The organism is uncultured Allobosea sp., from assembly GCF_945956895.1.
In the GTDB taxonomy this organism is placed as follows: Bacteria; Pseudomonadota; Alphaproteobacteria; order Rhizobiales; family Beijerinckiaceae; genus Allobosea.
In genome coordinates this window covers 152,260-173,053 of sequence record NZ_CAMFJF010000003.1, presented here as the reverse complement: position 1 = coordinate 173,053, position 20,794 = coordinate 152,260, and the positions used below count along the sequence as shown (strand labels likewise).

The 20,794-nt window shown below is 66.9% G+C and carries 22 protein-coding genes; 12 read left to right on the top strand and 10 right to left on the bottom strand.

The features are described from left to right. Positions 1–58: 58 nt before the first annotated feature. Entirely contained in the window at positions 59–2,215 is a 2,157-nt protein-coding gene (locus Q0Q02_RS03405) for a S9 family peptidase (RefSeq protein ID WP_293806881.1), read from the bottom strand. 330 nt (positions 2,216–2,545) lie between these two features. On the opposite strand from Q0Q02_RS03405, the gene Q0Q02_RS03400 reads away from it, so the two are divergent. The 3 genes from Q0Q02_RS03400 (at position 2,546) to Q0Q02_RS03390 (ending at position 4,420) form a co-directional block, all read left to right on the top strand. Continuing rightward, the gene (locus Q0Q02_RS03400; RefSeq protein ID WP_265058358.1) at positions 2,546–2,962 is read left to right on the top strand and encodes a MucR family transcriptional regulator; all 417 of its coding nucleotides are present in this window, start codon (positions 2,546–2,548) and stop codon (positions 2,960–2,962) included. A gap of 298 nt (positions 2,963–3,260) precedes the next feature. After that, positions 3,261–3,629 (top strand): helix-turn-helix domain-containing protein, encoded by a 369-nt coding sequence (locus Q0Q02_RS03395; protein WP_293806880.1) that lies wholly within the window; start codon positions 3,261–3,263, stop codon positions 3,627–3,629. Then, positions 3,626–4,420 carry a DUF6456 domain-containing protein gene (locus Q0Q02_RS03390; protein ID WP_293806878.1) on the top strand — a complete coding sequence of 265 codons (795 nt, stop codon included), beginning with the start codon at positions 3,626–3,628 and terminating at the stop codon, positions 4,418–4,420. Before Q0Q02_RS03395 ends, Q0Q02_RS03390 begins: the two co-directional genes overlap by 4 nt. Positions 4,421–4,426: 6 nt before the next feature. Here Q0Q02_RS03390 and Q0Q02_RS03385 read toward each other — a convergent pair whose 3' ends face one another. Both Q0Q02_RS03385 and Q0Q02_RS03380 read right to left on the bottom strand, forming a co-directional pair. Continuing rightward, positions 4,427–4,858, bottom strand: coding sequence for a SufE family protein (locus Q0Q02_RS03385; protein ID WP_293806876.1), 432 nt, complete (start codon positions 4,856–4,858; stop codon positions 4,427–4,429). A 50-nt stretch (positions 4,859–4,908) separates the two neighbouring features. Then, on the bottom strand, positions 4,909–5,178 hold the full coding sequence (locus tag Q0Q02_RS03380) for a hypothetical protein (RefSeq protein ID WP_293806874.1): 270 nt from the start codon (positions 5,176–5,178) through the stop codon (positions 4,909–4,911). A gap of 327 nt (positions 5,179–5,505) precedes the next feature. Here Q0Q02_RS03380 and Q0Q02_RS03375 point away from each other — a divergent pair, with 327 nt between their 5' ends. From Q0Q02_RS03375 to Q0Q02_RS03365, 3 genes are read left to right on the top strand one after another with little or no spacing between them, the layout of a single operon-like run. Continuing rightward, entirely contained in the window at positions 5,506–7,314 is a 1,809-nt protein-coding gene (locus Q0Q02_RS03375) for a PAS domain-containing sensor histidine kinase (protein WP_293806872.1), read from the top strand. Between the two features lie 14 nt (positions 7,315–7,328). Then, complete coding sequence (locus Q0Q02_RS03370) at positions 7,329–7,910, top strand: hypothetical protein (RefSeq protein ID WP_293806870.1); 582 nt, start codon at positions 7,329–7,331, stop codon at positions 7,908–7,910. Between the two features lie 15 nt (positions 7,911–7,925). Next, a complete protein-coding gene (locus Q0Q02_RS03365; protein ID WP_293806868.1) occupies positions 7,926–8,261 on the top strand; it encodes a DUF1491 family protein in 336 nt (111 codons plus the stop codon). Positions 8,262–8,449: 188 nt separating this feature from the next. Here the strand turns inward: Q0Q02_RS03365 and Q0Q02_RS03360 are convergent, their stop codons facing one another. Beyond that, complete coding sequence (locus Q0Q02_RS03360) at positions 8,450–9,583, bottom strand: DUF2336 domain-containing protein (RefSeq protein ID WP_293806866.1); 1,134 nt, start codon at positions 9,581–9,583, stop codon at positions 8,450–8,452. Positions 9,584–9,752: 169 nt separating this feature from the next. Here Q0Q02_RS03360 and Q0Q02_RS03355 point away from each other — a divergent pair, with 169 nt between their 5' ends. Together Q0Q02_RS03355 and Q0Q02_RS03350 are read left to right on the top strand one after the other, a co-directional pair. Continuing rightward, the gene (locus Q0Q02_RS03355) at positions 9,753–9,962 is read left to right on the top strand and encodes a hypothetical protein (RefSeq protein WP_293806864.1); all 210 of its coding nucleotides are present in this window, start codon (positions 9,753–9,755) and stop codon (positions 9,960–9,962) included. Beyond that, positions 9,959–10,723, top strand: a complete 765-nt coding sequence (locus Q0Q02_RS03350; protein ID WP_293806862.1) for a hypothetical protein — start codon at positions 9,959–9,961, stop codon at positions 10,721–10,723. Before Q0Q02_RS03355 ends, Q0Q02_RS03350 begins: the two co-directional genes overlap by 4 nt. A 147-nt stretch (positions 10,724–10,870) precedes the next feature. Here the strand turns inward: Q0Q02_RS03350 and Q0Q02_RS03345 are convergent, their stop codons facing one another. The 3 genes from Q0Q02_RS03345 to Q0Q02_RS03335 all read right to left on the bottom strand — a co-directional run bounded on the left by Q0Q02_RS03345 (position 10,871) and on the right by Q0Q02_RS03335 (position 14,483). Beyond that, positions 10,871–11,503: a hypothetical protein gene (locus Q0Q02_RS03345; RefSeq protein WP_293806860.1), complete on the bottom strand. Its 633-nt coding sequence runs from the start codon at positions 11,501–11,503 to the stop codon at positions 10,871–10,873. Next, on the bottom strand, positions 11,500–12,075 hold the full coding sequence (locus Q0Q02_RS03340) for a DUF1214 domain-containing protein (protein WP_293806858.1): 576 nt from the start codon (positions 12,073–12,075) through the stop codon (positions 11,500–11,502). The genes Q0Q02_RS03345 and Q0Q02_RS03340 overlap by 4 nt, the downstream gene beginning before the upstream one ends. 197 nt (positions 12,076–12,272) lie before the next feature. Beyond that, positions 12,273–14,483 (bottom strand): PBP1A family penicillin-binding protein, encoded by a 2,211-nt coding sequence (locus tag Q0Q02_RS03335; protein WP_293806856.1) that lies wholly within the window; start codon positions 14,481–14,483, stop codon positions 12,273–12,275. Positions 14,484–14,706: 223 nt separating this feature from the next. Between Q0Q02_RS03335 and Q0Q02_RS03330 the strand changes: the two genes are divergently transcribed. Together Q0Q02_RS03330 and ppdK are read left to right on the top strand one after the other, a co-directional pair. Then, positions 14,707–15,201 (top strand): YcgN family cysteine cluster protein, encoded by a 495-nt coding sequence (locus Q0Q02_RS03330; RefSeq protein ID WP_293806854.1) that lies wholly within the window; start codon positions 14,707–14,709, stop codon positions 15,199–15,201. 187 nt (positions 15,202–15,388) lie between these two features. Then, positions 15,389–18,073 (top strand): pyruvate, phosphate dikinase, encoded by a 2,685-nt coding sequence (gene ppdK, locus Q0Q02_RS03325; protein ID WP_293806852.1) that lies wholly within the window; start codon positions 15,389–15,391, stop codon positions 18,071–18,073. A gap of 21 nt (positions 18,074–18,094) precedes the next feature. On the opposite strand, the gene Q0Q02_RS03320 is transcribed toward ppdK, so the two are convergent. Together Q0Q02_RS03320 and Q0Q02_RS03315 are read right to left on the bottom strand one after the other, a co-directional pair. Next, positions 18,095–18,481: a type II toxin-antitoxin system VapC family toxin gene (locus tag Q0Q02_RS03320; RefSeq protein ID WP_293806850.1), complete on the bottom strand. Its 387-nt coding sequence runs from the start codon at positions 18,479–18,481 to the stop codon at positions 18,095–18,097. Then, complete coding sequence (locus Q0Q02_RS03315) at positions 18,478–18,723, bottom strand: type II toxin-antitoxin system prevent-host-death family antitoxin (RefSeq protein ID WP_293806848.1); 246 nt, start codon at positions 18,721–18,723, stop codon at positions 18,478–18,480. The genes Q0Q02_RS03320 and Q0Q02_RS03315 overlap by 4 nt, the downstream gene beginning before the upstream one ends. 101 nt (positions 18,724–18,824) lie before the next feature. Between Q0Q02_RS03315 and Q0Q02_RS03310 the strand changes: the two genes are divergently transcribed. Continuing rightward, positions 18,825–19,526, top strand: coding sequence for an HAD family hydrolase (locus Q0Q02_RS03310; protein ID WP_293806846.1), 702 nt, complete (start codon positions 18,825–18,827; stop codon positions 19,524–19,526). A 35-nt stretch (positions 19,527–19,561) separates the two neighbouring features. Here the strand turns inward: Q0Q02_RS03310 and Q0Q02_RS03305 are convergent, their stop codons facing one another. Beyond that, entirely contained in the window at positions 19,562–20,056 is a 495-nt protein-coding gene (locus Q0Q02_RS03305) for a GFA family protein (RefSeq protein ID WP_293806844.1), read from the bottom strand. A 270-nt stretch (positions 20,057–20,326) separates the two neighbouring features. Between Q0Q02_RS03305 and Q0Q02_RS03300 the strand changes: the two genes are divergently transcribed. Beyond that, positions 20,327–20,536 carry a cold-shock protein gene (locus Q0Q02_RS03300; protein WP_293806842.1) on the top strand — a complete coding sequence of 70 codons (210 nt, stop codon included), beginning with the start codon at positions 20,327–20,329 and terminating at the stop codon, positions 20,534–20,536. Positions 20,537–20,794: the final 258 nt, after the last annotated feature.

The following is a 20,794-nucleotide window of genomic DNA, read 5'->3' as shown; positions in this document are numbered from 1 at the left end:
CTCCGTCGCCTCTTTCGGCCCAAGATGCTCGGGTCAAGCCCGGGCATGACGTGGGGGCTCAGCCCCAGCCTTCGCTGACTGTATGGATGGCGAAGGCATAGGCCAGCGCCGTTTCCTTCAGCGAGTCGAAGCGCCCGGCCGAACCGGCATGACCGGCATCCATGTTGGTGTGCAGCAGGACCGGGCCGCCGCCGGTCATGGTGGCGCGTAAGCGTGCGACCCATTTCGCCGGCTCCCAATAGGTCACGCGCGGATCAGTCAACCCGCCCATGGCGAGAATCGGCGGGTAATCCTGCGCCGCGACATTGTCATAGGGCGAATAGCTGCGGATCGTCTCGAAGGCCTTCACGTCGCGGATCGGGTCGCCCCATTCCGGCCATTCGGGCGGAGTCAGCGGCAGGGTGTCGTCGAGGATCGTGTTGAGCACATCGACGAAGGGAACCTCCGCGACGATGCCCGCGAAGAGTTCCGGCGCCATGTTGGCGACCGCGCCCATCAGCATGCCGCCGGCGCTGCCGCCCTCGGCGACGATGCGCCCGCGCCGGGTGAAGCCGGCGTCAGTCAGCGCCCCGGCGGCAGCGATGAAATCGGTGAAGGTATTGCGCTTGTTCTCGCGCTTGCCGTCGAGATACCAGCGCCAGCCCTTCTCGGTGCCCCCGCGCACATGGGCGATCGCATAGACGAAGCCGCGATCGACCAGGCTGAGCGGCCGCGTCCGGAACGAGGCCGACATCGCCGAGCCGTAGGAGCCGTAGCCGTAGAGCAGGCAGGGTGCGCTGCCGTCGAGCGCGAGATCGGCACGGTGCAGGATCGAGATCGGCACGCGTGCGCCGTCGGCGGCCGTGGCGAAAATCCGGCGGACCTTATACTTCGCCGGATCATGGCCTGATGGCACCTCCTGCCGCTTCAACAGGGTCCGCCCGCTGGTGGCGAGGTCGTAATCATAGGTTTCGGCAGGGCGCGCCATCGAGGCATAGATGAAGCGCAGCGTATTCGTCTCGAATTCGTAGCCGGCATCCATGCCGAGTCCATAGGCCTCCTCGTCGAAGGCGATGCTGCTCTCGGAACCGTCGGCAAGGCTGCGGATGACGATGCGCGGCAGCCCGTCCTCGCGCTCCAGCCGGATCAGGCGCCCCTTCAGGCAGAGATGATCGAGGATCAGGCGTCCGGGCTTGTGCGCGATCAGGTCGTGCCAATTCGCCGGCACGGGCGCGTCGATGGGGGCGGTGACGATCTTGAAGTCTTCGGCGCCGTCCGCATTGGTGAGGATTGCGAAGATGTCGCCGTGATGTTCGAGACTATACTGGCGTCCGGGCTCACGAGCTGCGACGAGCACGGGCTTCGCCTCTGGCCGGTCGAGGTCGAGTATGTGCGTCTCCGAGGTCTCGTGATCACCGATCGAGATCAGCAGGAAACGGCCGGACTGGGTCTTGTCGATATCGACGAACATGCCGGCATCGGCTTCGTCGTGGAGCAATTCGTCAGCCTCGGCGGGTGTGCCGAGGCGGTGGCGCTTCACCCGCGACGGGCGATGGTCTGCATCGAGCGCGACGTAGAAGAACGAGCGGGAATCGCGGGCCCAGATGATCTCGCCGGTGGTATCCTCGACGCGATCGGGCAGGTCGCTGCCGCTTTCCAGATCCTTGACGCGGATCGCATGCAATTCCGAGCCGGCTTCGTCCGAACTCCAGGCCAGGAGGCGATGGTCGGGGCTGTGTTCCGCATCGCCGAGATCGAAGAAATCCTTGTCCTCCGCCAGGGCATCAGCATCCAACATGATTTGTTCGCCCGCCCGGCCGGCCTTGCCTGCCATGCCGCGCGGCTTGCGGCAGATCAGCGGATGTTCGGCGCCTTTGCGATAGCGGGAATAGTATAGGAACGGCCCGTCCGGCTGCGGAACACTGGAATCGTCTTCCTTGATCCGGCCGCGCATTTCCTTGACCAGCTCCTTCTGCAAGGCCCGGGTCGGCGCCATCAATGCCTTGCAATAGGCATTCTCTGCTTCGAGATAGCTGCGGATATCGGCTGGCAAGACGTCCGGCTCGCGCAGCACCTCCTTCCAGTTGTTGGCGCGCAGCCAACCGTAATCGTCGCGCAACGTGACGCCGTGGACCTGCGTTTCCGTGGTCCTGATTTCGGCATGCGGCGGCTTTGGCACACGGCTGCGCCCGAGCGGCGTCGTGCTCGGGGAGGGGCTATCCTGAACCTTGGGCATGGCGATCTCCGGCGAGGGAGGCCGACAGGTAGAGGCCGCGGGATGAGCTTGCAAGACATCGACGCGGCTGCGGCTTTGATTTTCCCGGTCAGTGCAATGCAGCATCCCGCTGGTGAATTCTTGAGCTTTGAACGGCTCAATTGTTTGGGATTGCTGGCTTGCGGAACTAAACAGTATCGAATAAACGCTTATCCCGATCAGTCCGCGTTGTCCGATTCTGAGCCGATGGTGCTTGACCCACTATTGGTAGTATTATTCAGGCTATCGGATACGAGGCGATGGACGATCAGCGCAGAACGCTACCAAGAACGATAAGGAAGAGACATCGCCATGACCGAGAACGACGGAGCTGACTTCATTGAGCTGACGGCGGATATCGTTTCCGCCTACGTCTCCAACAATTCCGTGCCTGCCTCCGATCTGCCGGCCCTGATCAGCGAAGTTCACTCGGCCCTGAGCCGCGTGATCGGCGGCGCCGCGCCGGTGGTGCAGGTCGAAGCGCCCAAGCCCGCTATTCCCGTGAAGAAGTCGATCACGGCCGATTACCTGATCTGCTTGGAAGACGGGAAGAAGTTCAAGTCGCTGAAGCGGCACCTGCGCACGCAGTACAACATGTCGCCGGAGCAGTATCGCGAGAAGTGGGGCCTGCCGCCCGACTATCCGATGGTCGCGCCGAACTATGCCGAAGCGCGCTCTCAGCTTGCGAAGAAGATGGGCCTCGGCCAGCAGCGCCGCAAGCGCCGCTGAACGGTCCATCCGGCGCTGGGCCAGCGCATTCAGGCGAGGCGGAGTCCGGTTCGCGTGAAGACTATGCGATAGGCCACGGAAGAGTGTTTCCGCGCTTCGAAGAATTGCGGAAGCGCTTTGGGGGGCCGGGCTCTGAAGAAAAAGCCGCCGATGACCTCGGCGGCTTTTTCGTGCGTGCGTGCTTGCCGCGGAGGCGGGGATAAAGCCGGCTTCGGGCTTGCCAGTCGAGAAATAAGAATATAATCCTATATCCACCACGCCTCGCTAGGGGCGGGCTAATTGTGAATAGGAACATATCATGAACATGAAAGGCAGCCAACCTGAAGCCGCTCTGCACGCGACAGCCGGCGCGCGCCTGGCGGAAGTGGCCACGGCGGCCGCGGCCCGCATCCCACTGGCCGGTCTGCGTGCGGCGAACCGGGGCCGGAAGCCGGTCGCGCTCGCCCGCCAGACAGCGATGTATCTGGCCCATGTTGCCTTCGGCCTCAGCCTGACCCGCGTCGGCATCTGCTTCGGCCGGGACCGCACCACCGTCCGCCACGCCTGCGCACTGATCGAGGATCGTCGCGATGATCCAGGGCTGGAATTCGGTTTGACGGCCCTGGAGGCCGCCCTTCTCGCCACGATGGCGAAGCTGGGCACGCAGCCTGCGGAGGCCGGCCGATGACCGCCGAGATCGAACGCAATGAACGTGGGCGCCTGCTGAAGCACCTTGCCGAAGCCGGATGCTATGGTTTGGTCTCACCGCTGGGCTGCGGTCGGATAGCGCTCTTCCGCACGGTGAACGGCACGAGCCTGGGCGCCGGCTATGTCGCGGCCGAAACGGTGCAGGCGTTGGAGGCCGAGGGGCTCGTCGCCTGGTCGAAAGATGCGAAAGCCGGCCGTCTCGGCCTTGCTTCATCGGCGCTGAAAGCCTCGGTCGCGGGGAAGGCGCAGCCCAAGGAGCGCGCGCCGCAGGTCCCTGCCATGGACGATCGCGAAAGCCCGCTGCTCTGGCTGTATCGCCGCCCAGGCAAGGATGGCAGGCCTCAGATCAGCGATGAGGAATTCGCCGCGGGCGAGCGCTTTCGCGCCGATATCACGCTGGCCGGCATGCTTCCGCGCACGACCATGAACTGGGACGCCGCGCTGACGCCTGAACAGGCCGGGGCAGGGCCGCGCGACGTCGCCGGCTCGTCCGATGCCGCGCTTGCGGCGCGTCAGCGCGTCAGGCTCGCCTGCGACCGGCTGGGGCCGGAGCTCTCGGGCCTCGCGATCGATATCTGCGGCTTCCTCAAGGGTCTCGATCTCGTCGAGAAGGAGCGCCGCTGGCCGCCACGCTCGGCCAAGGTCGTGCTCCGCGTCGCACTCGCCGCGCTGGTGACGCATTACGGGCTGGATCGTCGCGGCCGGCCGGCAGGTATGCGGAGCTGGCAGGCGGATGGAGCCCGGCCGAGCGGGTTCCCGATCTCCGGCTGAGCCTGCTCAGGTGGTCGCGGCTGCGGCCTGGGCGTCGCGCTTGATCCGGTCGATCATGGCGCGCACGCCGTTCGAGCGCTGTGGCGTGAGATGAGCGGCGAGCCCGAGGCGCTCATAGATGGCGAAGGCGTCGGTCGCGAGGATTTCGGAGGCTTGCCGCCCGGAGAAGATCGCCAGGGCCAGCGCCACCAAACCGCGCACGATATGGGCGTCGCTGTCGCCGACGAAATGGAGCCGGGTCTGCGCCCCGCTGCCGCCTTCGCGATGCGCGACAAGCCAGACCTGGCTGGCGCAGCCGCGCACCTTGTTGACGTCAATATGGTCTTCCTCGGGCAGTGGCTCGAGGCTCTTGCCGAGTTCGATCAGGTAGCGATAGCGATCGTCCCACTCGTCGAGCAGTTCGAAATTCGCGACGATATCGTCGAGGCTTGTCGTCATGTCCGGCGTCTTCCCGCGATTGCGGGGAAGCGTCAAGCGATTAGAGGCTCCTAGCGCTGCGGCGGCTGTTTCCCGGTCATGGCGGTCGCCGCCGCGTGCAGGATGCGCTCGCGCAGGACAGGGTCCATGCCCGCGAGGATCTCTGCCGCTTCGCGCGCCGCCGTCAGGCTGCCTGCAACGTTGCGCGTCTCGGTCCGGACGGTTTCGGCGGCTTGCCGCACGGCCTGCGGCAAGTCCGTGTCGGCCGGCTTGCCGCTGTGCACCGGCGAATTCACGGCGATCAGGCCGATGATCGCGATCTTGCGCAGCAGATAGGCCATGTCGGTCTCCGTCGCAGGCGCCTTCCATGCGCCGCGAGATCAATCTAGGCCGGGATCCGAAAAAATCGCGTCATTCCAAACGCTCAAATACGAGTTGAATACGGTGGGTGATCTTCAGGTTCCGTTCACCTTGCCGCGAACATCGGGGAGACCCTGAAAAGATCGGAGATTTGATCTAACTCTATGAAAAATAGCATAAAATTTTGCCATTGCGGCGGCCGGGCCAGCTCTCGGGGGCGTTCGCCTTAAGCCCCGCTTAAACCGGCCATGGCGAGATTGCGTCGAGCGGATGGGGGTTATCCGCGAAAGTAAGGCGTTGCGTTCCGTATGGCGATGACAGCACTGAGGATACAGGCGGCGGCACTGGTGCATGCATCGGTGCAGTCGGACCCGACGGAAAGGCAGCGTCACGAACGTTTCGTTCTGTCGCGCCTGCTCGTCGGCGGCGGCGTGCTTGGTCTCGCCCCTGCCTACCTGGCCTGGCGCGGCGCGCCCGGCGCCTTCGAGGCGGCCATGGTCGTCGCTGCCGCCTTGGCTGTTCTGTCCGTGGCGCTGGTCTCCCGCACGGGGCGCCTCGACGCGGCGCATGCACTCTCCTCCGCCGCGCTTTCCCTTTTCATCGTGGCTTTGGCCGGCGCGACCGGCGGCCTGTCCTCGCCCTTGCTGCTCTGGCTGGCGGTCGTGCCGGTCGAGGCGGCCGTCTTCGGCTCGCGTGGTTTCATGCTGCGGGCCGGGTGGATCGCGGTGGGGGCGCTCTTCGCCGCCATCGGGCTGCAGTGGCTAGGCCTGTTCACTCAAGCGGCGCTCTGGACGGGCGAGTCGATGCCGCTTCTGGCGATGTCCGCGCTGGCCCAGGCCCTGGTCGTGACGGCGGTGCTGCTGCGTCGGCGCCATGCCGAGGAGCGCGAGCAGCGCGTCTCCGAGGCGCGCTCGCAGCTCCTGCTCGATCATGTCGGCGATCTCGTCACCTGGCACGATGCCAGCGGCGCGGTCGTCTTCGCCAATGCGGCGGCGCGCACGCTGGCCGGCGCCGATCCCCGCGAGTTGCTAGGGCGCGGCTTGTTCGAGCGCGTCCATATCGCCGACCGGCCGGTCTTTCTGAAGGCGCTGAGCGACGCCGCCCATGGCGAGGAGGGTGTGACGGTCTCGTTCCGCACGCTCTTCGTGCCGCACGAAGGCGCGGGCGAAGCCCGCTTGCCGGTTTCGCTCTGGCTGGAGATGCAGGCCTGCCGCGTCGCGGGCACTGCTGCCGCGGATGGCGCGGCCGTCGTCTGCGTGATGCGCGACGTGACCGAGCGTCGAGCCGTCGAGGAAACCCGTGACCGCGGCCATGCCGAGGCGCTGCGCGCGAACGACATCAAGGGCCAGTTCCTGGCGACGGTGAGCCACGAGCTGCGCACGCCGCTGAACGCGATCATCGGCTTTTCCGAGATGCTGAGCGCCGAGGACAACGGCTGGCTCGATGCAGGGAAGCGCCTGGAATATGCGCGCATCATCCATGCGTCCGGCCATCATCTGCTCGATGTCGTGAACACGCTGCTCGACATCTCCAAGATCGAAAGCGGCGCGATGACCATCGAGCGCGAACCGCTCGACCTGGCCGCGATGGCTCAGGATTGCTGCGCGCTGATGGCGCTGCGGGCCGAGACCGGCGGCATCGCGCTGGAGCGCGTGGTCGGTCCGGCCCTGCCGGCGCTGGAAGGCGACCGGCGCGCGCTGAAACAGGTCGTGCTCAATCTCCTGTCCAACGCCATCAAGTTCACCCCGGCCGGCGGACGGGTGACGCTCGCCGTCGTGCGCGACGGCGACACGATCGACCTCTCCGTCTCCGATACCGGCATCGGCATCGCCGCTGCCGACCTGCCGCGGCTGGGCGATCCTTTCTTCCAGGCCAAGGGTGCCTATGATCGTACCCATGAGGGCACCGGCCTCGGCCTGTCCGTGGTGCGCGGGCTCGTCGGCCTGCATGGCGGCCGCCTGACGATCGAGAGCGCGCCGGGCATCGGCACGCGCGTTTCCGTCCGGTTGCCGTCCGGCGGTGCCGACAGCGCCGAGCAGCCTGCCAAGATCGTGACTTTCGCCCGGGCGCCGCGCCGGGGCCTCGATACCAAAGAACCTCTCCGCCTGACCGCCTGAAGACGAGCTGACCGATGTCCGTGACCATGGCCGCCCGCGCCCATTCCGGCGCTTCCCTCTCCGCACCGGTGCGCCGCGCTCAAGCCACGCGTCGCAAGACCTCATGGTTCGGGCGGATCGCCCGCGTCGCCGGCAAGCGGCCGGGCCGGGCGCTCGTGCTGCTGGCTTTCGGCCTCGTTTCGGTCGCCATCGTCGCCAATGCGCTGATGTTCCAGAAGGCGCGCCATCCGGCCCCGATGCTCTCGTCCTCCACGCCGGTCTCGCAGCCGCGGGCCACGGCGGAGCGCCGTGCCGAGCCCACGCCTGCACCTGTATCGGCTCCCGCCGTCGAGGCTCCCGCGCAGCCGGTCCGTCCGCCGGCGCGGCCGAGCGATCTCTCGCAGACGCAGCAGGCTCGGGAAGCACAGCCTCGCCCACCGGCGCCGGTCCCTGCCGCGCCGCGCGCTGCGGCGCCGGCCGCTCCGGCCCCCGCAGCCCGCGCTGCCGCGGCTCCCGCTCCCGCGCGCGATCCGATCGCCGATCTGATCAATGGCGACCTGCGCCCGCCGGCGGATGTCAAATCCGCCAACCGTTCCGGCTCGGCGCCGCGTACCTGATCCGCGGCGCGTGACATGGCGCGCCTGACCAGCGATTTCTGGGTTTCCGCCTATCTGCGGCAGGCGGCCTTCGATGGCCTCGTCGCCGTGTTGCGCCGCCGCGGGGCGCGCGAGGCCGGCGCCATCTTCATCAAGCTCGACCGCCTGGACGGCACGGCCGCACTCTATGGCCCAGCGCCACAGGCGCTGGCCGAGGACGATGGCGAGCGTCGCTTCCAGCTCCTGCTGGATTCCGATCCCCTCGCGATCGAGGATCGCGTCGACCGCGAATTGCGTTTCGACGGGGATCTCTGGCTGGTCGAGATCGAGAATCGGGCCGGTGATCCGCGGCTCACGCTGGTCGCAGGCTGACCGGAGCTGCTTAGAGCCCGTTTGGAACCTCAGTCCTCATCCTGAGGAGCCGCGTGAGCGGCGTCTCGAAGGATGCTCCAGCGGGCTTCCGAACCTCCCAGAGCATCCTCCGAGACGCCATTCCCAAGGGAATGCCCCTCAGGATGAGGGCTCAAGGAGTTGCCAAACAGGCGCTGAAGCGCGATGGCTCAGCCGCGCTCGCGCTTCGCCCCGATCTTTCCGAGAACCTCCGACATTGCCGGCTGCGCCTCCGGCCGGGTGTTGCCGGCGCGCGACGGCGTTCCGCTCGGGTCCATGGCGGGCTGATGCTGGCCACGCCGTTGCGGCGTCACGGCCACGATGCCGGCGATGTGCATCGCGAGGCGAAAGGCGATGGCGGGCTTTGCCGAACGCATCAGAGCGACGAGCGCGAAGATGCGCTCGACCGAATGGGCGGTCTCGTCGCCGAGCCGAATCAGGAAGCGCGTGGCTTCCTCGACCGTCGCGCCGCAGGCGGTGAGGACGAGAGCCGCGAGGTCCCGCGATGCGTCGGCCGCAATCGCGGCGGCAAGCGTCGCGCCGCCGCCGAGATGGTCGGCGATGGCCGCGAAGGCGGCGCCGCGATCCTCTGAGGCGAGGTCGAGCCAACGGCCGAAGGCGGTGGCGGACAGGGCCGGGCGTCTTTCGCTCGGATGCAGCGCTTCACGCGCCATCAGCGATTCGAGGATCGCGAGCCGCCGTTCCGCACCGGCATGCAGGAAGAGCGGCGCGAGCTCGAGATTGGACAGGTCGGGGCGCGCGAGCAAACCGGGGCGATAGGCCGGCTCGGCCCGGGCTCGCGCGATCAGGCTGTCGACGGCGGCGCGCGGCATCGGGGCGCTGTGATTGGTGATCAAGGCGAGATCGAGCTCCCGCCGCTCCTCGGCGATCAGCATGATGACGGCCTGGGCGGTGAGGTCGGGCCGGATGGCCAGCGCCGCGCGCATGGTCTCGCCACCGGTTTCGGCGAGGCGTTCGAGTTCGGCCTCGGTCAGGGGCATGCCGTGCCGCACCAAGTCCACCAGCACGGCGCCACCCTTCGCGGCGAGCCCGGCCATGATCGGTGCGGGTGTATGCGGCCAGCCGGCGAGCTTGCGTGCAAGCACGAGCGCCGTCGCCTCGTCGATGCCGGGTAGCAGCGCTTCCGCCATCTCGTTGAAGGCCGTGAGGTCGTCGAGTGGCGGATGCGCGGTTGAGAGCAACAGGTCCGCCTTGACCCGCAGCGAGATCAGGCTGAGGTCGAGCCCGCCCTCACGCGCCAGGCGTGCGAGATCGGCGAGTTCCTTGGAGACGGATGCAGGCATGACTGGCTCGGGCAGGGAAACCGAAGATGCAGCAGCATTAATCCCCGACCGTTAAGGCTGCGTTAACCATGTCCGGGCCTGATGGGCTAGCGGGACCTTGCGACTTGGTGCTGCCCGCACCTCGCCGATTCTCGCGTTGCAACTCTGGCGCTGGATAAGGAGGCGCATCTTGGCCATCGTCATCCCCTTTGCGCCGCAGCGGCGCCCGCGGCAGGGTTCGGCCTGCTCCCTTCCGCCGCGGACGGCGGAAATCCTGTTCTTCACCGGCGTCCGTTACGAGCGCGCGCCCGAGGCCCGGCCGCCGGCCGCCAAGCCTTCCGTCGGCGCGCGGGCCCGCAAGATCGCAACGCGCAAGAGCCCCCGCAGGCAGCCTGCGTGACGCGAGCCTTCGTCAAGCCGGCTCTGGCCGCCATGCTGGCGGCAGCCTTCCTTTCGGCCTGCACCGCCACGACGGGGGATCTCGGCCGGCCGCGGCCGACGGTCTGGTCGCAGCTGATCGCGCCCGAGGCGGGCTTCTGGTCCGCGACCTTCCGCGACGAGCAGGCCTCCTATTTCCGCCTGACCGACGACGAGGAGCAGATGCGCGACCGTGCCTGGCGCTTCGTCATGCCGTCGAGCCCGAACAGCGTCTTCCAGGGCGAGGTCTCCAATCTCGCCCATACGCGCATCCTGCCGGTCGCGGCGCAGTCGACCGACGTCTCCGACTATTTCCGCGGGCTGACCGCGATATCCTTCGCCTCGCAGGCCTCGCGCTACAACCGGCTGGCGGAGGATGCCAATGCCGATCGTCTGCTGATCGGCCCCTTCCGCGCCAATGCGGGGCGGGTGGTGAGCATGGACCGCGTCCGGATGCGGACCGTCGAAGGCTCCCCCGATGTGCCCGTCGACAAGCAGGCGCCGGCCTATGCGCGCGTCGTCGAGAACGAGGGTCTGGTCTTCTGGGTCTGCGAACGCATCGATTTCCGCATCCGCAGTTACCGCTACGCGCTGGCCAATCTCGTCGTCGAGATGCCTTCGCGCGAGGCTGTGAAGGCCGAGCGCGCGATCATGGCGCTGGAGATGGAGGCAAGACCTCTCTGCCAGATGCAGCTCAACGGCGCCTTCGGCGAAGGCAAGCGCCCGGTCGTCTACAAGGGCTAGAGTTTCGTTGCTTTCCGCGGAAACGCGCCGTCATCCCGGGCTTGACCCGGGATCCATCGAATGGCGCCGCACGCGACGATGGATCCCGGATCTCCGCTTCGCTGCCTCCGGGATGACATGTGTTTGAAAGCTGCTGGGCCGTCGAGCTCAGTTCGCTGCCCCGCAGGCGACACCCGTCGCGAGCGCCTCGGCATCGGCCCGGTCCGACGGCAGGCGGAGCGGGACGCGGGCCACGACCAGCCCCTGCACGGTGTCGGAGACGATGCGCAGCTCACGGCTGGTCTCGCCGTCTTCGTCCGCCGCTATGCGCTCGTCGCGCTGGGCCTCGGTCATCACCAGGAATTCGAGCGTGCCGCGGATCGCGGCCCGGTCGGTGATGGCATAGAGCACGCCGCCGCCCTGACGGTGCAGCGTCAGGGCGAGCGGCAAGGAGCCGGTGCGGGCGACGACCCGCATCGGGCCGGCCGAGAGATCGTAGCTGCAGATGGCGGTGACGGTATTGGGATCGGCCTCGCGCAGGGCCGGCACGCCGCGGGCATTGCCGGGGGCGGGAATCGTCTCGGCATGCCCCTCGGTGCCGAGCTCGCGATAGGCATGGGCGGCATCGCGGCCGGCGAGGGCGGGAATCGCCAGGATCGTGACGATATGGACGATGGCCGCGAGGATCAGCCCAGCCAGCGTCGTCATGACGAAGCGCGCGAAACCGGCGCGCAGGCGCGGCCGCCAGCCGGCGAAGAGCGAATTGCGCCTCTCCGGCGGATTGTGGCTGACGGTGCTCATCGGCAATCGATGCGCGCGATGCGCGGCAGGTTGGTGGCGCGCGTTTCGCCGGCCTGGCTCGATATCGGCGTATCGTAGAGCCGCAAGCGAATCTGGAAGCGCCCGCTCGCCGGCAAGGGCAGCCAGTTGCCGGCCTCGGGCGTGGCGGAAGCGACGATGGCGAGCCCGCCATCCTCAGGGCGGACGATCTCCGAATCGGTGAAGCTGGTGCGTTCCAGCGGCAGGCGGAAGGGCAGGCCGCCGCCATCGGTGATGCCGATGGTCCAGCCGCGCGTCGTCGGCACCGCGCCGGAGAGCCGGTAGCGGCAGCGCCCGTCCAGCGCTTGCCCTGAATCGTCGTGCTCTGCGATCAGCTCCAGCCCCTCGCCGGAACCGAGCGGCAGATGGACGCCGCGGGCGAGATAGGCCCGCATATAGGGATCGACCTCTCGGCTGCCGCTTCCGGGCCAGGCCGCCCAGGCGCCGACCTCGACCCGGCCGATCGCGGGGCGCCCGGCCACCGCCCAATGGGCGGTTCCCAGCCCGACGCCGGCTCCGAGCGCGAGGATATAGGCGAGGTCGAGAATCCGCACGTCGTCCTTCCGCTCGAAGGCTGCTGATTATCTACGGAAACACGCCGTCATCCCGGGCTTGGCCCGGGATCCATTCCGGAGCGCTTCCGGCCACGGTTCAGGCATGGATCCCGGCTCTTCGTTTCGCTCCGGCCGGGATGACCCGCGTGTCCATGACGAGGGGAGTTGATCCGGCGCAACGATGATCGTCAACAACCTCAGCGAACCCTGGGCTCGCTGCCCGAGATGTCGCGGATGCCGACCTGCACCGGGCGGCTGGCGATACGCCGCGGTTCCAGCGATTTGAACATCGAGGATACTGCCGAGAGCACCTCGAAGGATTGGCGCGGCATATGGCCGGCCGTGGCGCCGGGCGGTGTTGCGGCACTGCCGGCCTTGGCGACGGCCGCGCCCTTCGGGTCGGCCGCGGGCACGCCGGGAATGGCTTTCAGCTCCAGGCCCTGATGGGCGAACTGCATGACCTCCTTCCACGTCATCGCGGGAAGCGAGCCGCCGGTCATGTTCGCGGTCTCGGCGGAATTGTCGTTGCCGAACCAGACGGCCCCGACGAGATTGCCGGAATAGCCGACATACCAGGCGTCCTTGTAGCCGTTGGTCGTGCCGGTCTTGCCGGCGGTGACGACGCCGTCGAGTGCGGCGCGCCGGCCCGTGCCCTCGGTCGGCACCTTGGAGAGCATGAAGTTCATATCCTGCGCCACCTGCGGGCTCAGCACCTGCTTGGGCTCCGGCTCGTCGCGGTCATGGCGATAGATCACCTCGCCCTGCGAATTGGCGATCTCGATCGCGGCATAGGGTTTCGCCCGGCGCCCGCCATTGGCAAGCACGGAATAGCCGGCGGCCATGTCGATGACGGTGACCTCGCCGGCACCGATCGGCAGCGAGACCGTGTCGGTCAGCGGAGTGGTCAGGCCCATGGCGCGGGCGGTCTCGATGATCTTCTTGCGCCCGATCGCGGCTGCCCGCGCCTCGTGCGTCTCGCCGGTCGCCTTGCCGATCGCGATCGACATCTGCACCGGGATCGAATTGATCGACTTCGCCAGCGCGACGGTGAGCGGCATCGAGCCGGAGAACGAGCCGCCATAGTTCTTCGGGCACCAGTTGCCGATGCAGACCGGCCGGTCGGTGACGATCGTGGTCGGCTTGTAGAGCCCGGACGAGAGTGCGGTCGCGTAGACGAAGGGCTTGAACGAGGAGCCGGGTTGACGCTGGCCGGCGGTCGCCCGGTTGAACTGGCTCGCGCCGTAGTCCCGGCCGCCGACGATGGCGCGCACCGCCCCGTCCGGGTCCATGATGACGGTCGCCGCCTGCTTCACATGGTAGGCCGGGCCGTGCTGGCGCAGGATCGACTCGATCGCTTCGTCGGCGCGCTCCTGGATCGCGATGTCGTGCGGCGTCTTCACGGTCAGCACGCGGTCGTTGCCGAGCTTGCCTTCGGCTGCGAGCTCCTTCACCGCGTCGAAGGCCCAGTCGAGATAGTAGTCGGGGCTGGAATCGCGCTTGCGGTCGACCGGCGTCGCGGGGTTGCGCTTGGCGCTGTCGACCTGTCCTGCCGTCATGAAGCCGGCATCGACCATGGAGTTGAGCACGTCGTTGGCGCGTGCCCGCGCGGCGGGCAGGTTGACATGGGGGGCGTATTTCGTCGGCGCCTTGAACAGGCCGGCGAGCATGGCCGCTTCGGCCAGCGAGACGTCCCGCACCGACTTGCCGAAATAGTATTCCGCGGCAGCCGCCGCGCCGAAGGTGCCGCCGCCCATATAGGCGCGGTCGAGATAGAGCTTGAGGATCTCGTTCTTGGTCAGCCGCGTCTCCAGCCACAGGGCGAGGAAGGCTTCCTTGATCTTGCGGTCGAGCGAGCGCTCGTTGTTGAGGAAGAGGTTCTTGGCGAGTTGCTGGGTCAGCGAGGAACCGCCCTGCACGACGCCCGAGGCGCGCGCATTGACCGTGATCGCGCGAAATGTGCCGATCAGGTCGATGCCGAAATGGTCGTAGAAGCGCCGGTCTTCGGTGGCGAGCACGGCCTTGAGCAGGTGGTCCGGCATCTCCTCGAGCTTCAACGAATCGTCATGCCGGGCGCCGCGATGGCCGATCGACGCGCCATAGCGGTCGAGGAAGGTGACGGCGAAGACCTGGTTCTTGAGCGTCTCCTCATTGCCGATTCGAAAGGCCGGCAGCGCCAGCGCCAGCACGAAGATGGCGCCGACGATGCCGATATTCAGGCCCTCGCTGGCGAATTCGGTGGCGATGCGCTTGCCGCCGCTGACGGTCAGGCGGTCGGCGATGCTGCGGATGCGCTCGTGAATCTCGCCGGTCCGGCGCCCGGCGCCCCACAGGCCGGCATCCAGCCACGAATCCGCCGCGAGCGCGAAGCGCTTCAGCCGCGTCCTCCAGCCAGCCTTCCTGAACTCCATGGCGGTTCCAGGCTTCCGAATGGCCCCCAGCATAAGTCCTGCCGCGTGGTTGCCCACTTGGCAACAGCAGAGCGCCCCGAAAGGAAGACATGGGGATGCTCCGTCGTCGAATAAGAGGCGGGACGGTAAATTTCGGGAATAGATCCGGTCGATCTGGCGGTGCGGCGCGCCGGCTGTCCGGCCGGCTCTTCCATCTTGCCGCCGGCGGGCGCATAAGCCTGCCATGACGCAAACCCCGCCGAAAGAGCAGCCCTTCTGGCTGACGACGCCGCTGGAGGCGATGACGACGGAGCAATGGGAATCGCTCTGCGACGGCTGCGGCCGCTGTTGCCTGGTCAAGCTCGAGGACGAGGATAGCGGGCGCATCTTCGCGACGGATGTCGGCTGCCGGCTGTTCGAGGCCGGAACCTGCCGTTGCCGCGATTATCCGAACCGCTCGCAGAAGGTGCCGGATTGCGTGACGCTGACGCCCGAAGAGGTGCGGACGCTGCCCTGGTTGCCGCCGACCTGCGGCTATCGCCTCGTCGCCGAGGGCAAGGACCTGCCCTGGTGGCATCCGCTGGTCTCTGGCGATCCCGAGACGGTGGTCGCGGCCGGCGTCTCCGTGCGCGGCCGCGTCTTTGCCAATGAGGACGAGATGCCGGAGGATGAGGTCGCCGAGCGCATCGTCAACTGGCCGCTGCGCTGGCCCCGGGCCGCGCGCGGGAAGGGAGCCTGACGCAACCCTGCCGTGCTATTGCGCTGCATCAGCCGATGCTGCACACGCTCATTGATTGTTCATGTCGTTTTGGGCATGAGCGCCTCATCCCCGCTGCCGATGACTCATGGGCATCGACGGCACACGCACGAAACTTTCGCGCCGGCGCGGCGTTTGCCTCGTCCGGTTGAACAGAAGAGGCTATGTGATGGCAGGTGGGAAGTGGGTCTACACCTTCGGCGACGGCAAGGCCGAGGGTGAGGCGGGAATGAAGAACCTGCTCGGCGGCAAGGGCGCGAACCTCGCCGAGATGAGCAATCTGGGCTTGCCCGTTCCGCCCGGCTTCACCATCACCACCGAGGTCTGCACCGCCTATTACGACAACGGCAAGAGCTTCCCGGCCGAGCTCGACGGGCAGGTCAGGGCCGCGCTCGCCGGCATGGGCAAGCTCACTGGCAAGACCTTCGGCGATGCCGCCAATCCGCTCCTCGTCTCGGTCCGCTCCGGTGCGCGCGCCTCGATGCCGGGCATGATGGACACCGTCCTCAATCTCGGCCTCAACGACGAGACGGTCGAGGCGGTCGCCAAGGCCTCGGGCGACGAGCGCTTCGCCTGGGACAGCTACCGCCGCTTCATCACCATGTATTCCAACGTCGTGCTCGACGTGGACCACGGCCTCTTCGAGGAGGCGCTGGAGGACTACAAGGAGCGCAAGGGCCTTCATCTCGACACCGACCTTTCGGCCGCCGACTGGAAGCTGCTGGTCGGCAAGTACAAGGACATCGTGAAGAAGGAGCTCGGCTCCGACTTCCCGCAGGATCCCGAGAAGCAGCTCTGGGGCGCGGTCGGCGCCGTCTTCTCCTCCTGGATGAATAACCGCGCCATCAAATATCGCGAGCTCAACAGCATCCCGGCGAGCTGGGGCACGGCGGTGAACGTCCAGTCGATGGTGTTCGGCAACATGGGCGATACCTCCGCGACCGGCGTCGCCTTCACCCGCAACCCCTCCACCGGCGAGAACGCGCTCTATGGCGAGTTCCTGATCAACGCCCAGGGCGAGGACGTCGTCGCCGGCATCCGCACGCCGCAGGACATCACCGAGGCGGCAAAGAAGGAGGCCGGCTCCGACAAGCCCTCGATGGAAAGGGAGATGCCGGAGGCCTATGCCGAGCTTTGCCGCATCTACGGCATCCTCGAAAAGCACTATCGCGACATGCAGGACATGGAGTTCACCATCCAGGAGGGCAAGCTCTGGATGCTGCAGACCCGGTCCGGCAAGCGCACCGCCAAGGCGGCCTTGCGCATCGCGGTCGAGCTCGCGACCGAAGGGCTGATCACGCAGGAGGAGGCGGTCGGCCGCGTCGAGCCGGGCGCACTCGACCAGCTCCTGCACCCGACCATCGATCCGAAGGCTGAGCGCCGCGTGCTGACCGTGGGGCTGCCGGCCTCGCCCGGCGCCGCCGCCGGCGAGATCGTCTTCAATTCCGATGATGCGGAAGCCGCCAAGAAGGCCGGCAAGAAGGTCATCCTCGTCCGCGTCGAGACCTCGCCCGAAGACATCCACGGCATGCACGCTGCCGAGGGCATCCTGACCTCTCGCGGTGGCATGACCTCGCATGCGGCGGTCGTGGCGCGCGGCATGGGCAAGCCCTGCGTCTCCGGCGCCGGCCAGATCCGCATCGACTATGCCAAGGGCACGCTCTCGATCGGCCCGACCACGCTGAAGGCCGGCGATTTCGTCACCATCGACGGCGGCAACGGCCAGGTCCTGCTCGGTGAGATCAAGATGCAGAAGCCGGAGCTTTCCGGCGAGTTCGCGACGCTGATGGGCTGGGCCGACAAGGTCCGCCGCCTCAAGGTCCGCGCCAATGCAGAGACGCCGGAGGACGCCAGGACCGCCCGCGAGTTCGGCGCCGAGGGCATCGGCCTCTGCCGCACCGAGCACATGTTCTTCGACGAAGGCCGCATCCAGGCGGTCCGCGAGATGATCCTCGCCCAGGACGACAAGGGCCGGCGCGCTGCGCTTGCCAAGCTCCTGCCGGTGCAGCGTCAGGACTTCGTCCAGCTCTTCACCATCATGAGCGGCCTGCCGGTGACGATCCGCCTGCTCGATCCGCCGCTGCACGAGTTCCTGCCGCAGGGGGACAGGGAGATCGGGGAGGTCGCGGCCGCGCTCGGCGTCACGCCGGACGCGCTGCGCCAGCGCGCCGCCGAACTCCACGAGTTCAATCCGATGCTCGGCTTCCGCGGCTGCCGTCTCGCGGTCGCCTTCCCGGAGATCGCCGAGATGCAGGCCCGCGCCATCTTCGAGGCGGCGGTGATCGCCGCCAAGGAGACCGGCAAGTCGGTGATCCCGGAGGTGATGGTGCCGCTCGTCATGGGCAAGCCCGAGCTCGACCTCGTCAAATCCCGCATCGACGCCATGGCCAAGGCCGTGATCGAAGAGAGCGGCACCAAGATCGACTATCAGGTCGGCACGATGATCGAACTGCCGCGCGCCGCCTTGCGCGCTGCCGAGATCGCCGAAAGCGCCGAGTTCTTCTCCTTCGGCACCAACGACCTGACACAGACGACGCTCGGTATCTCGCGCGACGACGCCTCCTCCTTCCTCGGCTCCTACACCGCCAAGGGCCTGCTCGACGCCGATCCCTTCGTCACCATCGACCAGGATGGCGTCGGCGAACTGGTCAAGCTCGCCGCCGAGCGCGGCCGCAAGACCCGTTCCGGCATCAAGCTCGGCATCTGCGGCGAGCATGGCGGCGATCCGGCCTCGATCGGCTTCTGCGAGAGCGTCGGGCTCGATTACGTCTCCTGCTCGCCCTTCCGCGTGCCGATCGCGAGGCTTGCCGCCGCGCAGGCGGCGCTGGGCGCGATCAAGCCGAAGGACGGCTGAGCGCGGAGCCGGGCTCGCCGCTCAAACGCGCAGGATGGTTCCGGGGTAGCGCGCGACGGCTTCATCCGCCGTCGCCAATGTCATCCCTTCGACCATGGCTTGTGCGATCAGGATTCGATCAAACGGATCCTTATGCAAGGGCGGCAGATCGAGCGTTGCAACCGCATGCCGGCTGTCGATGGCCAGCTCTTCATAGCCGTTGTCGAGCAGACCCCGGCGCAGGAGGCGAGGATCGACCGTAAAGTCGTCACGATCGAGCCCGCGCTTGATCGCGACCTCCCAGATGCTCGCGGCGCTGAAGAAGAGGTTATTGCTGGCATCTTCGATGACGGAGCGTGCCCTTGTTGAAAGCTTGCCGGAGTCCAAGGCGAGCCAGAGCAGCAGATGCGTGTCGAGCAGCAGCTTCACGGACGGGCGCCGAACATGTTCGCAATCTCGTTCTCGCCCATGCGATCGAAATCGTCAGGCACCTCGAACGCGCCGCTCAGGAAGCCGATGCGGCGCATCTGGTTCTGATCGGGCGCATCGACGGGGACGACCTTGACCATCGCCTTGCCGGCCTTGGCGATGATAAAGCTCTCTCCCTTGGCCGCGCGCTCGACGAGACGGGAGAGGTGCGTCTTGGCCTCGTGAATGTTGACGATGTCCATGGCTGCCTCTCTGGACTTAGTTTAACAAACTTAGTTCAAATTTCGTGCGGCGCAAGCGATAGCTTGCGGGGAGGCGGTTTGATGGCGAAGAGGTCTCGGATATGCGGGAGCTGACCACCATCGGCTTCGATGCCGACGACACGCTCTGGCAGAACGAGCAGTTCTTCCGGATGACGGAGGAGCGTTTCGTCGCGCTGCTCGGCGAGCACGGCGAGGCGGCCGAGATTTCCGGGCGCCTCCTCGAAGCCGAGAAGCGCAATCTCGGCTTCTACGGCTTCGGCATCAAGGGCTTCGTCCTTTCGATGATCGAGACGGCGATCGAGATCACCCGGGGGCAGGTTCCGGCTGCCGTGATCGGCGAAATCCTCGCCGCCGGCCGCGAGATGGCCGCCCATCCTGTCGAGACCTTGCCGCATGTTCACGAAACGCTGGTTGCACTCTCAAGTGATTACCGGCTGGTGCTGATCACCAAGGGCGACCTATTCGACCAGGAGCGCAAGCTCGCCCAGTCCGGTCTCGGCGATTTCTTCCATGCGGTCGAGATCGTCAGCGACAAGAAGCCGGAGACCTATGGCCGTATCTTCTCGCGCCACGGCGACGGAGCAGGGCAGGCGATGATGGTCGGCAATTCCCTGAAGTCGGACATCCTGCCGGCATTGGAGGCCGGTTCCTGGGCCGTCCATGTCCCGCATCACCTGACCTGGGCACTGGAGCGCGCCGAGGAGCCGGTGGGGCACGGCCGCTATCACGCGATCCCGGATCTTGGGCCTTTGCGAGGTCTCATCGAGCAGCTCGTTCGCTAATCTGTTCGGAGCGGTGCGCTGGCGCTCGCGGTGGATCAGTCGACCCAAAGGCCGCGCTTGCGGTGCCAGTCCTCGATCGATTCCTCGGGATAGTTGTCAAAGCTCTGGTCGCTTGGCCCGATCGCTGGCTCGACCCAGCTGGCCTTGTATCGCAGCATGATATGGGTCTTTTCGGGCGCACGCGGCAGATGGCTGTCGATCGCGGAGGCGAAGGGATGCAACAGCTCCGGCCAGCGCGGATCGAACAGCCAGAGCGCGGTGCCGCAGGCCATGCAGAAGCGGCGCTGCGCCTGCGAGTGCTCGCAAGCCCCGTCATCGCCGCGGATCTCCGCGCTGAAGCTGCCGACCCCGTTCTCGCCTTCGACCTTGAGCGTCGTGGCCTCGGCCGAGAGGTTGATCGCGAAGCCGCCGCCACCTGCCGTCTTGCGGCAGATCGAGCAGTAGCAGAGCTGGTAGGGGACCGGGGCATGGCTCTCCACCGAGAAATGCACGGCCCCGCAGCGGCAGGAACCCTTGAGCGTGATCGGCATGATGCGGCCTCCCTTTCCAGCCAAACACGGGCCTGCCCGCTCGGTTCCAGGCGCCGATAGGCCCCTTGCTGGACCAATCTTGCATTTCGTGCTATCCGCACCGATGTATGACGAGATGCGGCCGGGTTCTGGCCAATCCTCCGCGCGGGTAATCCGGTCGGCGGGCACGATTCAGATCCACCACACATCGCTACATTGCCACGGCGAGGCGTCCGCGCGTCATGTCGTGTTCCAGGACAGCCGCGGATCTGAAACGTAAGGATTAAACCCATGAACAAGGGCACCGTGAAGTGGTTCAACGCCACCAAGGGCTACGGCTTCATCACCCCTGAGAACGGCGGCCAGGACGTGTTCGTCCACATCTCCGCCGTCGAGCGTGCCGGCCTGCGCGAGCTGCGCGACGGCCAGGTCGTCTCCTTCGAGCTGGTTGCCGATCGCAAGACCGGCAAGACCTCGGCCGGCAACCTCGTCGTCGCCTGAGCTGATACCCAATCGACCGGGAGTGCCTAGATCATCGCGCGTCCGACAGGACGTGGTGACGATGATCTATCTCTTTGTTATCGCGTCGGAGTTTTCCGAAAAGTGGATTCCACTTTTCGGTCCGATGCTATAACGGCCCCGGTCCACGACAAGCCTGCCGGCGCTGTGGCTAGCGGTTCGCCGGCAGGTCCGACTCTATTGAATTCAGGCCGGATGCGAGCCTGCGGCGCAGCCGAAACCCACATGCGCCCCTCGCAT